Raw genomic sequence first — 12809 nt, forward strand, 5'->3', positions numbered from 1 at the left:
TCCGCCGTATGGCCCAGCTGCTGACCAAGCGACGCGCGGTGGATCTCTGCCGCGTGCGCAGCAGCCTGTGTCGGGCTTTCTGACCGGACGTCCCGGGCTCGGCCCCCCGACGTCCTGGTGGACCCGTTTTGTCCGCAGGTCAGGAGGTCCTTCCATGTCCGCACCCCAGATCGATCCCCGAGGTCCGCGCTTCGGCGCCTGGATCACGACGGTCGTGCTCGCGGTCGTGCTCGTCACCGGCTGGTGGCCGGTGCTGGCCCTGCAGACGATCGTCTTCGCCATCGGCGGCTTCCTCGGGCTGCAGTACGCCCCGTACGGCCTGCTCTACCGACGCTTCGTCGCGCCGCGGCTGGGCCCCACCGACGAGCGCGAGGACGCGGCCCCGCCGCAGTTCGCCCAGACCGTCGGCTTCGTCTTCGCCCTGGTCGGCACGATCGGCTACCTGGCCGGCCTGCCCGTCCTCGGCATCGTGGCGACCGCGCTGGCCCTGGTCGCCGCCTTCCTCAACGCGGCCTTCGGCTTCTGCCTTGGCTGCGAGATGTACCTGATCATCCGCCGGTTCGCGCCGGCCACCGGCAAGTGAGCACAACCAACCCCCAAACCGGCGAAGGAGCCGATCGATGAGTCGCGAGAACGTGCTGGTCTCGGCGCAGTGGGCCGAGGACAACCTCGAGACCCCCGGCGTGGTGTTCGTGGAGGTGGACGAGGACACCAGCGCCTACGACGGCGGCCACATCCCCGGCGCCGTCAAGGTCGACTGGAAGACCGACCTCCAGGACCCGGTGCGCCGGGACTTCGTGGACCGGGAGGGCTTCGAGAAGCTGCTGTCGGCCAAGGGCATCGGCAACGACAGCCAGGTCGTGCTCTACGGCGGCAACAACAACTGGTTCGCGGCCTACGCGTACTGGTACTTCAAGCTGTACGGCCACGACAAGGTGCAGCTGCTTGACGGCGGCCGCAAGAAGTGGGAGCTGGACGGCCGCCCGCTGGTCAAGGACGAGGTGACACGCCCGGCCACCGACTACAAGGCCCAGGAGCAGGACCTGTCGCTGCGGGCCTTCCGCGACGAGGCCGTGGCCGCGATCAACACCAAGAACCTGGTCGACGTGCGCTCCCCCGACGAGTTCAGCGGCAAGCTGCTCGCGCCGGCCCACCTGCCGCAGGAGCAGGCCCAGCGCGCCGGCCACATCCCCAGCGCGATCAACGTGCCGTGGAGCAAGGCCGCGAACGAGGACGGCACCTTCCGCTCCGACGACGAGCTGCGCCAGATCTACGGCGAGGCCGGCCTGGACGGCTCCAAGGCCACCATCGCCTACTGCCGCATCGGCGAGCGCTCCTCGCACACCTGGTTCGTGCTGCGCGAGCTGCTCGGCCACGAGGACGTGAAGAACTACGACGGCTCCTGGACCGAATACGGCTCGCTGGTCGGCGTGCCGGTCGCGCTCGGCAGTGAATGAGAGGGACTGACATGACCGCAGCAGGGTGTGGGGCTCCGGAGCAGGGCGCGGCGCTGCCGGCCAACGTCGACCCGGGCAAGGAGGTCGTGCTGTCCGGCACGGTCTCCGCGGGCGGCCAGCCGGTCGGCGGGGCGTTCGTCCGGCTGCTGGACTCGACCGGCGAGTTCACCGCCGAGGTCGTCTCCTCCGAGCAGGGTGACTTCCGTTTCTTCGCCGCCCCGGGCGAGTGGACGGTGCGCGCGCTGCACCGCACCGGCACCGGCGAGGCGCAGGTGACGGCCGAGGGCCCGGGCCTGCACCAGCTCCAGGTCGCGGTGGCCTGAAACACGGCTCTCCGGAGGCCCCAGTCACTGCTGGCTGGGGCCTCCGGCCTTATTCTGAACACGTGGAACTCTTCTTCACGCTCCTGATGGTGCTGGTGTGCATCGCCATCGGCTGGTTCTCGGTGTACGTGGTGTACCGCCTGCTGCAGGACCACCGCTGAGCCATGACCAAGCCTGAGTTCGGCAGCGGTGACGCCGCGGTCCGCGCCGCCGAGCAGCGCGCGGAGTCGACGCGCGACCGCAATCTGCCGCAGTTCGACGACCTGCCGGTTCCCGGCGACACCGCCAACCTGCGCCTGGGCCCGAACCTGAACGACGCCTGCCTGGCGCTGCTGCCGCTGGTCGGCGTGTGGCGCGGCGAGGGGCAGATCGTCTACCCGACGATCGACGGCCCGTTCCGCTTCGGCCAGCAGATCACCTTCGCCCACGACGGCCGGCCGTTCCTCACCTACGAGGCCCGGTCCTGGCTGCTGGACGAGCACGGCAAGGTGATCCGGCCGGCGGCCCGCGAGTCGGGCTTCTGGCGGCCGCAGGCCGACGACACCATCGAGGTGCTGCTCACGCACGCCACCGGTGTCGTCGAGATCTACTACGGCACGCCGCTGTCGCAGACCTCGTGGGAGTTGGCCACCGACATCGTGATGCGCACCTCCACGGCCAAGGAGGTCACCGCGGCCAAGCGCCTGTACGGGTTGGTCAACAACGGCGACTTGGCCTACGTGGAGGAGCGGGCGATGGTGGGCGAGCCGCTCCAGCCGCACGTCTCGGCCCAGCTGATACGCGTCGTCGGCTGACGCGTGCGGCTGCGGCGGTGTGGCCGGCACGCGATGCTGGTGGAGCTGGACTCGCTGGCCGAGGTGGAGGCCCTGCACGGGGCGCTGCTGGTCGCCGACCTGCCCGAGGTCGTCGAGCTCGTGCCGGCGGCCACGACCGTGCTGGTCGAGGTGCGCCCCGGTTCCGACGGGCTGGCTCGCGTCCGTGCCCTCGTCGAGGCGGCCGACCTGTCGCATCCGCCGGATCGCACGCCACGCCAGGTCCGGCTGCCGATCTCCTATGACGGCCCCGATCTGGCGCTGGTCGCCGAGACCGCCGGCCTCAGCGTGGACGAGGTCGTCGCGCTGCACAGCGGCGCCGAGTACACGGTGGCGTTCTGTGGCTTCGCGCCCGGCTTCGGCTACCTGGTCGGGCTGCCGGAACCGTTGCGGCAGGCCAGGTTGGACAATCCGCGGACTCGCGTTCCGGCCGGATCCGTTGGCATCGCCGGGGAATTCACCGGCGCGTACCCGACGGCATCGCCCGGCGGCTGGCGGCTGATCGGCCGCACCACCGCAATTCTCTTCGACGCCAAGCGTTGCGAGCCGGCGCTGCTGGCCCCGGGTGATCACGTCCGGTTCGAGGTGGCCCGGTGAGCCGCTCGCTGACCGTGGTGAAGGTCGGCCCACAGACGCTGATCCAGGACCTGGGGCGGCCGGGCAACGCGCACCTGGGCGTGCCGCCGTCGGGCGCGCTGGACGTGCCGGCGTTCACGCTGGCCAACCGACTGGTCGGCAATCCCGAGTCGGCGGCCGGGATCGAGGCCCTGCTGGGCCGAATCACGTTGCGCGCCAACTGTTCCTGCACAGTCGCGGTGACCGGCGCGCAGGTGCTGGCCTCGGTCGACGGCTACCTCGTCGACACGTACGCCCCGGTGCACCTCCAGCCCGGCGACTCGTTGGCGCTCGGTGCGCCGATCAACGGACTTCGTTGCTACGTGGCGATTTCCGGCGGCGTCGAGGCACCGGCGCAGATGTCCAGCCGGGCCACCGACATTCTCTCCGGCATCGGGCCGGATCCGTTGCGGGCCAACGATGTCCTCCCGCTCGGCGAGCCGCTCGGCCTGCCGGTCGGGGCCGACGTGCTGTCGCCTCCGGTCGTGCCGGCCGAGTTGGTGGTGCCCGTGCTGCTGGGCCCGCGCGAGGACTGGTTCGACGACCCGGCCGGGCAGCTGGCGGCCGGCCGGTGGACGGTTTCCCAGCAGAGCAACCGGGTCGGGCTGCGATTGGACGGCGACGCGCTGCGCCGGGCCGCCGCCTTCGAGTCCCGCGAGCTGCCCAGCGAGGGCGTGGTGACCGGATCGGTCCAGGTGCCGGCCAACGGCCGACCGGTGCTCTTTCTGGCCGATCACCCGGTCACCGGCGGCTATCCGGTGATCGGCGTGGTGGCCGAGCGGTCGTTGCCCCTGCTGGCCCAGGCCCGCCCGGGAACACCCGTTCGGCTGCACCCGCTCCGTTGACGCAGTGGTCTAGGCCACTTTACTGTTCAGAACGGGCCGCCACCCGGACCGTAGGAGCACCATGCGCAAGCTTGCACTGCTCTCGGCAATCCTGTTGACGTTGGGAGCGGCGGTCGCCCTGGCCCCTCAAGCCGCCGCGACCACCGGCCTGACCGCCACGTTCACCGCGGCGGCGGGCGGCGGCAAGTACGTCGTGGCCAACTCGACGGCCGCGGCGATCACCGGCTGGTCGATCAGCTTCGACCTGCCCGCCGGCGTCACCGCGAGCAGCCCGCAGAACGGCACCCTCACCCAGACCGGCACCCACGTGTCGGCCACCCCGGCGTACTACATCAACACCGTTGCCGCCCATGGCAACACCGAGCCGTACAGCCTGTCGTTCTCGCTCAGCTCGGCCGCCTCCCCGGCCAACTGCCTGCTCAACGGCGTCGCCTGCGACGGGTCGGGCGGAACGACCCCGCCGCCGGTGACAGCCGCGGTGACGGCGCAGTACTCACAGTCCGGCTCGACCGGGAAGTTCGTGGTAGCCAACAACTCCGCCACCGATCTGCCCTCGTGGTCGCTGGCCTTCGACCTGCCCGGCGGCACCACCGTCAGCAACGGCCAGAACGGCACCGTGACCCAGACCGGCACCCATGTGGTGGCGACACCGGCGTACTACAACACCGTGGTGAAGGCTCATGCCACCACCGAGCCGTACAGCCTGACCTTCACGGTCAGCGGCTCCGGGAGTCCACAGAACTGCCGGGTCAACGACAGCAAGTGCGACGGAACCGCCGACGCCCCACCGGGTGCGCCGACCAACCTGCGCTCGACGGCCAAGACCACCAAGACCGTGTTGCTGGCGTGGAATGCCGCCACACCAGGCGATCTGCCCATCGCCGGCTACGACGTCTACAACGGGTCCGCGCTGGCCGTGTCGGTCACCGGCGCCACCGCGTCGATCACTGGCCTGACGCCGAAGACCTCGTACACCTTCACCGTCAAGGCCAAGGACACGCATGGCACCGCATCGGTGGCCAGCGCGCCAGTCACCGTGACGACCAACGACCCCTCGGCCGACACGCAACCTCCCACCGCACCAACGAATCTGGCCGTGACGGGCAAGGATTCCGTGACGGTGTCGCTGAGTTGGTCGGCGTCCACCGACAACACCGGCGTGGTGTCCTACGACGTGTTCAACGGATCCGCTGTCGCCACAACGGTGACCGGCACGACCGCGACCGTCGCCGGCCTCAGCCCGTCCACCCAGTACACGTTCACGGTCAAGGCCCGTGACGGCTACGACAACGTGTCCGCGGCCAGCAATGCCGTCACCGCAACGACTTCCGACGTGATCGGCAACGGCTACGCCAAGGTCGGCTACTTCGTGCAGTGGGGCATCTACGGCCGCCAGTACTTCGTGAAGAACCTGGTCACCACCGGCGCGGCGACCAAGCTGACGCATCTGCTGTACGCGTTCGAGAACATCGACCCGGTGAATCTGACCTGCCTGTCCGGAGTCACCCGCGGCACCACCGCCGATCCCGAGGACCCCAACCAGGGTGACGGGGCCGGCGACGCCGACGCCGACTACGGCCGGCCGTTCTCGGCGGCCCAGGCTGTCAACGGCGTTGCCGACGACGGTTTCGCGCCGCTGCGCGGAAACCTCAACCAGCTCAAGGAACTCAAGGCGCTGTACCCCAACCTGAAGCTGCTGGTGTCGATCGGCGGCTGGACGTACTCGAAGTACTTCTCCGACGTGGCCAAGACCGACGCGTCGCGGAAGAAGTTCGTGGCCTCCTGCATCGACACCTGGATCAAGGGCAACCTGCCGGTCACCGGCGGCGCGGGCGGCGCCGGTGTGGCCGCCGGCATCTTCGACGGCATCGACCTGGACTGGGAGTGGCCCGGCGACGCCAACGGCCACCCCGGCAACCACTACAGCGCGTCCGACAAGGCCAACCTGACCGCCCTGCTGGCCGAGTTCCGCACCGAACTGGACGCCCTCGGCGCCACCAACGGCAAGCGGTACCAGCTGACCGCGTTCACCCCGGCCGACCCGACCAAGGTCAGCGAGGGCTGGGACCTGCCGCAGACCGCGAAGTCCCTGGACATCTTCAACGTGCAGGGCTACGACTTCCACGGCTCCGGCAGCGACAACTCGTGGGAGCCCAACCGCACCGGCGACCAGGCCAACCTGTACCCGGCGTCGAACGACCCGTACTCGTTCCACTTCAGCGTGGACGGGGCCGTGCAGACCTATCTGGGCGCGGGGGTGAGTCCGCGCAAGATAACCGTGGGCATCCCGTTCTACGGCCGAGGTTGGCAGGGCGTCACCGACGGCGGCGCCCATGGCGAATGGCAGGCGGCCAACGGGGCCGCGCCGGGGCAGTTCGCCGAGGAGGCCGGCACCCGGGGCTACAGCAACCTGATCGGTGCGGTGCCGGGAATGACCGTCTACCACAACACTCAGGCCGTGGCCACGTACGGCTATGACGGCAACCAGTGGTGGACGTTCGACGACACATGGGCCATCAGCCAGAAGATGGCCTACATCAAGAGCAAAGGCCTGCTGGGCGCGATGATCTGGGAGATGTCCGGCGACACCGGAGCCCTGATGTCCGCCGTCGACACCGGCCTGAAGTAATCGTCATGAAGGGCCCCATCCTGACGTTCAACGTCAGGATGGGGCCCTTCATGACATCGAAATCAGTACTCGGACTCGTACAGGGCGGTGAGTTCGCGCTGGAGGGCGCTGGAGTCCTTGAGCTGCTTGCCGTCCAGGGTGTGGATGCGGGTCACGCAGCGCACGCTGGAGATCAGGAACAGGCCCTCGGCGTCGGTCAGGTCGGCCGACGGGATCGGCTCGATCTTCACCGACCAGCCGGCCCGCTCGGCCGCCCGGAACAGGGCCGCCTGGGTGGTGCCGGGCAGGATGCCGATGGTCGGGGGCGGCGTGACCAGCGTGTGGTCGCGGACCAGGACCAGGGTCGAGGTCGGGCCCTCCAGCACCGAGCCGTCGGCCGCCGTGAAGATCACGTCGTCCGCGCCCTCGCGGGCGGCGTAGCGGACCGCCGCCATGTTCACCGCGTACGACAGCGACTTGGCCCCCAGCAGCAGCCAGGGGGCGCGCTGGGGCAGGCCCGGCTCGAAGCCCCGCTCCAGCGTGATCGCCGCGATGCCCTCGGTGCGCTGCTTGAGCACCTTCTCGGAGATCGGCATGCCCATCGCGAAGGCCGTCGGCGTGCCGTCGCCGAACTCGTTGCCGCGGGTCAGCACCAGCTTCAGGGCCATGTCCCTGCCGCCGGTCCAGTTGTTGATGACGGCGTCGACCGCCCGCTCCCAGCCGGCCCGGTCCGGCTCCGGCAGTTCGAGCATCGCCGCCGAGCGGTCCAGCCGGTCCAGGTGCGGACCGAGCTCCCTCGGCTTGCCGTCGATGACTAGGATCGTCTCGAACACACCGTCGCCGCGGAGCAGTCCCAGGTCGTCCACCCGCAACAGCGGGGCTTCGGGGTCCGCGGTCGTTCCGTCCAGAAAGGCCAGCACGCGCATGGGCCGAGCCTACTCACGGGTTGGCGTCCTATTCTGGGGGTGTGGAAACCGTGAGCCCCGAGGAGGCCGCGCGGCTGCGCCGCACGCTGCACGAGCGCGGGCTGCGGATGACCCCTCAGCGTCAGCTGGTGCTGGACGCCGTCCGCGAGCTGGAGCACGCCACGCCGGAGCAGATCTGCCAGCGGGTGCAGCGCGTGACGCCGACCGTGAACATCACCACCGTCTACCGGACCCTGGAGCTGCTGGAGAAGCTGAACCTGGTCCGGCACACCCATCTCGGCCACGGCGCGCCGTCCTACTCCGTCGACGAGCACGAGCACGTGCACCTGGTCTGCCACAGCTGCGGCCGGGTCGACGAGGTGCCGTGCTCGCTGCTGGACGGTCTGGCCGATCGGCTCGACCAGGACCGTGGCTTCCGGCTGGACGCCAGCCATCTCGCGCTGTCCGGCACCTGCCGGGAGTGCGTCGAACAGGAGAACTCGTGACCGAGCTTGCGAGGGCGCGATTCAGCGCAGTGACCTGGGTCGCAGACCCGCCTAGCGCCAGCGAGGTGGGACTGTGACCATCGTCGAGGCCCCCGCCGGCTCGCCCGACGCCGGCGTGCCGTGGCACTACGGCGACCCCTTCGCCGAGCAGCGCGCCGCCGCCCGCTCCGCCGCCGTGGTCGACCGCTCCAACCGTGAGGTCATCGCCGTGCCCGGCGAGGACCGGCTGGCCTGGCTGCACAACCTGACCAGCCAGCACGTGCTCAACCTGCGCGACGGGGAGACCACCGAGCTGCTGGTGCTGGACGTGCAGGGCCGGGTCGAGCACCACGCCGTGCTCACCGACTTCGACGGCACCGCCTGGCTCGACGTCGAGCCCGGCGCCGGCAAGGCGCTGCTGGCCTACCTGGAGTCGATGAAGTTCTGGTCCAAGGTCGAGCCCCGGGACGCCACGTCCGAGATCGCCGTTCTGTCCGTTCTCGGGCCCGACACCTCTCGCCTGGTCACCTTCGGCGGTCTGGTCCGTCCCATGCCGTGGGGCGCCGACCTGCTCGTTCCCCGGGCCTCGAGGGACGCCGAGTTCACCCGTCTGGTTGACGCCGGGGCCCGCCCCGCCGGCTCCCTGGCCTTCGAGGCTTTGCGGGTGGAGCTGCTCCGCCCCCGCCTCGGCGTCGACACCGACGAGCGCACCATCCCGCACGAGGCCCGGTGGATCGGCACCGCCGTGCACCTCAACAAGGGCTGCTACCGGGGGCAGGAGACCGTGTCCAAGGTCGAGAACGTCGGCCGCCCGCCCCGGCGGATGCTGCTGCTGCACCTCGACGGCTCCCTGGACGCCCTGCCCGAGACCGGCGACCCCGTGCTGCTGGACGGCAAGGCCGTCGGCCGCATCGGCTCCGCCGTACGGCACCACGAGCTCGGCCCCATCGCCCTGGCCCTGATCAAGCGCTCGGTTCCCCTGGACGCCGCCCTGGTCACCGGCCCCGCCGAGGAGCCCATCGCCGCCTCCATCGACCCCGACTCCGTGCCCCCGGACAACGCCGCCCTCGGCCGCGAAGCCGTCCGCAACCTGGGCCGCTGATTTCTCCAACCCCGTCGGCAACCCGCGACCGCTGACCTATCCGAAGCCGTCCGCGACCTGCGACCGCTGACTTGTCCACAGCCCCCGAGTTATCCACATCTGGATCTTCGCCCGCCCCGCCGCCCCCACCGCTGAGTAGGCTGGCAGCGGGGGACGCCCCCTTGGGTTGGGTGGGCAACGGGGTTGGGTGGGCAACGGGGTTGGGTGGGCAACCGGGCTGGGTCAGGTTCCGGCTAGGTCTGGTCCGCGCTGGCCAGGGGGCGATTCCGCGAGAGTGGCCGTCAAATTTCCGTGGTGTGGGGGTTTCCCCGGGAAATCTTCCGTCTGCCGTGGCTGACGTGCGAGGATCGGGCCATGTCAGCGTCGACTCCGCGCCCCGGGGCGCACGGCACTCTGATCACGGTCGCCCCCACGGGGGCCGAGCACGCCAAGGCGGATGTGCCGAATCTGCCGGTGACCCTGGATGAGCTGGTCAGCACGGCCAAGGACTGCGAGCGGGTGGGCGCGTCCATGATCCACGTGCACATCCGCGGCGCGGACACGAGGCCGACGCTGGACCTGGGGCTGCTCAAGGAGACGGTGGCGGCGCTGCGGGCGGAGACGGAGCTGGTGGTCCAGCTCTCGACCGGCGGCGCGGTGACCGACCCGGAGGAGAACCGGCTGCGGGTGCTGGAGGCGGGCCCGGACTCGGCGTCCTGCACGATGGGCACGGTCAACTTCGGCGACGACGTGTTCATGAACCGCTGGGAGTTCATCGTCGAGCTGCACAAGCGGATGCAGGACCGGGGCATCGTGCCGGAGTACGAGATCTTCGACCTGGGCCAGCTGGCCAGTCTGCGGCGGCTGCTGGACCAGCACGGCCTGCCGGCGGGCGGACACGTGCACGTGGACCTGGTGATGGGGGTGCCGGGCGGCATGCCGGGCGACACGGAGACGCTCGCGGCGGCGCTGCGGGCGATCCCGGACGGCGCGACGTTCTCGGCCACCGGGATCGGGCGCTCCTCCATACCGGTGATGTTCGCGGCCCTTTCGGCGGGCGGGCATCTGCGCGTCGGGATGGAGGACACGGTCTCCTACGCCCGGGGCGAGCGGGTCCGTGACAACGCCCAGCTGGTGGCCAGGGCCAGTGGCCTCGCCCGGATAGCCCAGCGGCCGCCGTTGGCCGCGGACGGGGTCCGCAAGCTACTCGGAGTGCAACGGTCCGGTTGAAACCGACTCTCAGGTGTTGGCGGGTGATGGCAGTGTGCTTCAGGATGGCGGTGTGATCGAGGTCCGTCCTGGCGGGCGGCGGCGCATCGACCGGGTGCTCGCGCCGGACTACACGGCCGGTGTCGAACAGCGCCCGCTCGATGAGGTCCGCGCGCTGCGCGACGAGGCGGCGCAGGAGGAGACCGACCTGTCCTACCTGCGCCGGCTTCTGCATGCCCGCATCGACATCGTGAAGGCGGAACAGCAGCGCAGAGTCGAGGGCGGCGGCGCCTCCGTGGTGGATCGGCTGGTCTCGATCCTGTCCGAGAACGCCGTGGGCCCGGCCACCGGGCTCGGCCGCTACCAGACGCTGGAGCCGTCCCGGGCCGAGGCGCACCGCCGGCACGTGGAGGCCCTGGTCTCCGACGTCGACCTGTCGGACGTGGCCTCGCTGTCGGACGACAAGCTGGTCCAGGCCGGCCAGGCCTTCGTGGCCGAGGAGGCCTCGGTGTCGGCGCGGCGGCGCGAGGTGCAGATCGTGATGGACAAGCTGAACGACGAGATCGCCGGCCGCTACCGCAGCGGCAGCGCCTCGGTGGACGAGCTGCTGGCCAACGAGCGGACCCGCCGCGAGGCGGAATAGCTAGCCGAGGCGCTCCTTGCCGGCCAGTTCGCCCCAGAAGTCGCGCAGCTGCTCGTAGCGGGAGGCGACCTCTTCGGCGTCGCCGGACTCCATGGCGTCGACGATGGCGTGCACGTCCTGGGCCGAGGTGTCCTCCAGCAGCTCCTCGTCGTCCAATAGCTGGACCAGGCCGCCGTAGTCGAGCTCGACGGCCGAGTGCGGGTGGAAGTGCTCCAGCCAGCGGCCGGTGTCCTTGAGCACGCGGGCCGGGCCGTTCTCGCCGAGCGACTCCCGGACCACGGAGTGGGCCCTGGCCACCCGGCGGCGGGCGTCGGCCATGGCGATCCGCCACGCGACCTGCCGCTCCCCGTCCTCGCGGGGCGCGAGGATGATGTGCCGGCTGTCCGGATCGACCAGGGAGAACCACGGCAGCGGCACCGTCCACGTGGTGGACACCACATGCACCGCCCCGCCGGCCAGCTCGGCCATCACCGCGCCGGCCCGGGTCCGGGCGATGTCGGCCGGGATGGTCAGGGCAGCCGCCTTCAGCACGCCCGAAGAGGTGCTCAGGAAGCCCACCAGGGCCGCCGCGGAGCGGGCGCGCATGTCCAGGGGGCAGATGAGGGGGCCGGGGCCCACGGTGGCGCTCTCACTGGTCGGGACCTCGGCCGGGTCCAGCACCAGCACGTCGAGCGGGGCGTTGGGGGCCGGGCGGCCGTCGGACAGCTCGCCCGGCAGCAGCCGCGGCGGCGTCGCCAACTGTGACCGGAGCCACAGTTCTCGTTCCCGGTCTCCGGCCTCCGCCCTGGTCAGGGGGCCTTCGTCGACGGCCTTGCGCAGCCTGGCGGCCAACGCAGCGTCGAAGGCCGACAACGGTTCGTACACTCGGAGGTAAGCGGAGAACGGGCGGGGCACACCCGAATCGTGCCACGATCGGCGGCCCGACCGGGCGTCGGCGAGGTGTCGTGCGGTCCACAAGCAAGCCGCGTCGCATCGAACCCCATCGACACGGTACGGTAGTTACCAGGAACCAGTTGTCGTGACGAGTGGGGCCGCCGATTCCCCCGGCCGCCCCCGTCCCTGTGCGAGGGGGTCGAGCCATGGGGCGCGGCCGAGCGAAGGCCAAGCAAACGAAGGTGGCCCGAGAGCTCAAGTACAGCTCCCACAACACGGACTTCGATGCCCTTCAGCGTGAGCTGTCGGGCTCGGGACAGTCCCACGTGGGTCCGCCGGACGAAGAGCAAACGGAAGACCCGTACGACGATTACGACGACGACTACCGTCGTTGACGCGTCTGCGACGTGGTGAGGGTTGAGCTGCCGGTCACCGGCGGCTCAGCCCTCCCTTTTGCCTACCCAGCGGCCCGGTAGTCACCGATCCGGCAGGACCAGTGACCCGGGTCGTACGGGCATAGCCACATCGCCACATCGCGGACCTCCGGCGTCAACGGATGCTCGTGACCGGGGCACGGCGGCAGCGGCCGGCCGTACTCCTCCACGAACGCGTCCTGGATTCGCTCGGCCAGGTCCCGCTTCACCTGCTCCACGCTGGACCTCAGCATGCGCACCGGCAGCCCGAAGGCCGCGCGCCGGACGTGGTCGAACCACACCGTGAAGGTCAGCAGCGGCCGCTCCGCCGGGTCCGCCACCTCTATCCGCAGCTGCGGGTGCAGCTCCGGCAGCACCGCCGTCACGTCGTTGACGATCTGCGCCACCACTCGCCGGAAGCCGTCCGGGAAGTGGGCCGGGCACAACACCGGGACACGCGCAGCAACCATCGTCATCGACGATAGCCGTAGTTGATCAGAGTCGCCGGACGATCGGCCCGTGGCGGACATACGCAACGCC

16 protein-coding genes are annotated in these 12809 nt (G+C 70.5%); 13 read left to right on the forward strand and 3 right to left on the reverse strand.

The features are described 5' to 3' along the window. The first annotated feature begins 8 nt into the window (after positions 1-8). The 8 genes from ACIG5F_RS17185 (at position 9) to ACIG5F_RS17220 (ending at position 6681) form a co-directional block, all read left to right on the forward strand. The gene (locus tag ACIG5F_RS17185; RefSeq protein ID WP_396518814.1) at positions 9-83 is read left to right on the forward strand and encodes a putative leader peptide; all 75 of its coding nucleotides are present in this window, start codon (positions 9-11) and stop codon (positions 81-83) included. Between the two features lie 71 nt (positions 84-154). Beyond that, positions 155-583, forward strand: a complete 429-nt coding sequence (locus ACIG5F_RS17190; protein WP_396518666.1) for a DUF4395 domain-containing protein — start codon at positions 155-157, stop codon at positions 581-583. A 37-nt stretch (positions 584-620) separates the two neighbouring features. Continuing rightward, positions 621-1457 (forward strand): sulfurtransferase, encoded by an 837-nt coding sequence (locus ACIG5F_RS17195; protein WP_396518667.1) that lies wholly within the window; start codon positions 621-623, stop codon positions 1455-1457. Between the two features lie 11 nt (positions 1458-1468). Beyond that, a complete protein-coding gene (locus ACIG5F_RS17200) occupies positions 1469-1780 on the forward strand; it encodes a DUF1416 domain-containing protein (protein WP_396518668.1) in 312 nt (103 codons plus the stop codon). Between the two features lie 164 nt (positions 1781-1944). Then, positions 1945-2574 (forward strand): FABP family protein, encoded by a 630-nt coding sequence (locus ACIG5F_RS17205; protein ID WP_396518669.1) that lies wholly within the window; start codon positions 1945-1947, stop codon positions 2572-2574. A gap of 3 nt (positions 2575-2577) precedes the next feature. After that, positions 2578-3189: a 5-oxoprolinase subunit PxpB gene (gene pxpB / locus ACIG5F_RS17210; protein ID WP_396518670.1), complete on the forward strand. Its 612-nt coding sequence runs from the start codon at positions 2578-2580 to the stop codon at positions 3187-3189. Beyond that, the gene (locus ACIG5F_RS17215) at positions 3186-4052 is read left to right on the forward strand and encodes a biotin-dependent carboxyltransferase family protein (protein ID WP_396518671.1); all 867 of its coding nucleotides are present in this window, start codon (positions 3186-3188) and stop codon (positions 4050-4052) included. Before pxpB ends, ACIG5F_RS17215 begins: the two co-directional genes overlap by 4 nt. Positions 4053-4113: 61 nt before the next feature. Further along, entirely contained in the window at positions 4114-6681 is a 2568-nt protein-coding gene (locus ACIG5F_RS17220) for a glycosyl hydrolase family 18 protein (protein WP_396518672.1), read from the forward strand. A 62-nt stretch (positions 6682-6743) separates the two neighbouring features. Here the strand turns inward: ACIG5F_RS17220 and ACIG5F_RS17225 are convergent, their stop codons facing one another. Then, complete coding sequence (locus tag ACIG5F_RS17225; RefSeq protein WP_396518673.1) at positions 6744-7586, reverse strand: aminodeoxychorismate lyase; 843 nt, start codon at positions 7584-7586, stop codon at positions 6744-6746. A gap of 41 nt (positions 7587-7627) precedes the next feature. On the opposite strand from ACIG5F_RS17225, the gene ACIG5F_RS17230 reads away from it, so the two are divergent. From ACIG5F_RS17230 to ACIG5F_RS17245, 4 genes are all read left to right on the forward strand, one after another. After that, positions 7628-8071: a Fur family transcriptional regulator gene (locus ACIG5F_RS17230; protein ID WP_396518674.1), complete on the forward strand. Its 444-nt coding sequence runs from the start codon at positions 7628-7630 to the stop codon at positions 8069-8071. Positions 8072-8144: 73 nt separating this feature from the next. Further along, the gene (locus ACIG5F_RS17235; RefSeq protein WP_396518675.1) at positions 8145-9152 is read left to right on the forward strand and encodes a YgfZ/GcvT domain-containing protein; all 1008 of its coding nucleotides are present in this window, start codon (positions 8145-8147) and stop codon (positions 9150-9152) included. Positions 9153-9506: 354 nt separating this feature from the next. Continuing rightward, positions 9507-10361 (forward strand): 3-keto-5-aminohexanoate cleavage protein, encoded by an 855-nt coding sequence (locus ACIG5F_RS17240; RefSeq protein ID WP_396518676.1) that lies wholly within the window; start codon positions 9507-9509, stop codon positions 10359-10361. A 52-nt stretch (positions 10362-10413) separates the two neighbouring features. Continuing rightward, positions 10414-10983 carry an aerial mycelium formation protein gene (locus tag ACIG5F_RS17245; protein WP_396518677.1) on the forward strand — a complete coding sequence of 190 codons (570 nt, stop codon included), beginning with the start codon at positions 10414-10416 and terminating at the stop codon, positions 10981-10983. Here the strand turns inward: ACIG5F_RS17245 and ACIG5F_RS17250 are convergent, their stop codons facing one another. Beyond that, positions 10984-11877, reverse strand: coding sequence for a hypothetical protein (locus ACIG5F_RS17250; protein ID WP_396518678.1), 894 nt, complete (start codon positions 11875-11877; stop codon positions 10984-10986). A gap of 185 nt (positions 11878-12062) precedes the next feature. On the opposite strand from ACIG5F_RS17250, the gene ACIG5F_RS17255 reads away from it, so the two are divergent. Next, complete coding sequence (locus tag ACIG5F_RS17255; RefSeq protein ID WP_396518679.1) at positions 12063-12251, forward strand: DUF3073 domain-containing protein; 189 nt, start codon at positions 12063-12065, stop codon at positions 12249-12251. A 62-nt stretch (positions 12252-12313) separates the two neighbouring features. On the opposite strand, the gene ACIG5F_RS17260 is transcribed toward ACIG5F_RS17255, so the two are convergent. Next, on the reverse strand, positions 12314-12739 hold the full coding sequence (locus ACIG5F_RS17260; protein WP_396518680.1) for a hypothetical protein: 426 nt from the start codon (positions 12737-12739) through the stop codon (positions 12314-12316). Between the last annotated feature and the right edge of the window lie 70 nt (positions 12740-12809).

This window comes from Kutzneria sp. NPDC052558 (genome assembly GCF_044547355.1).
In the GTDB taxonomy this organism is placed as follows: Bacteria; Actinomycetota; Actinomycetes; order Mycobacteriales; family Pseudonocardiaceae; genus Kutzneria.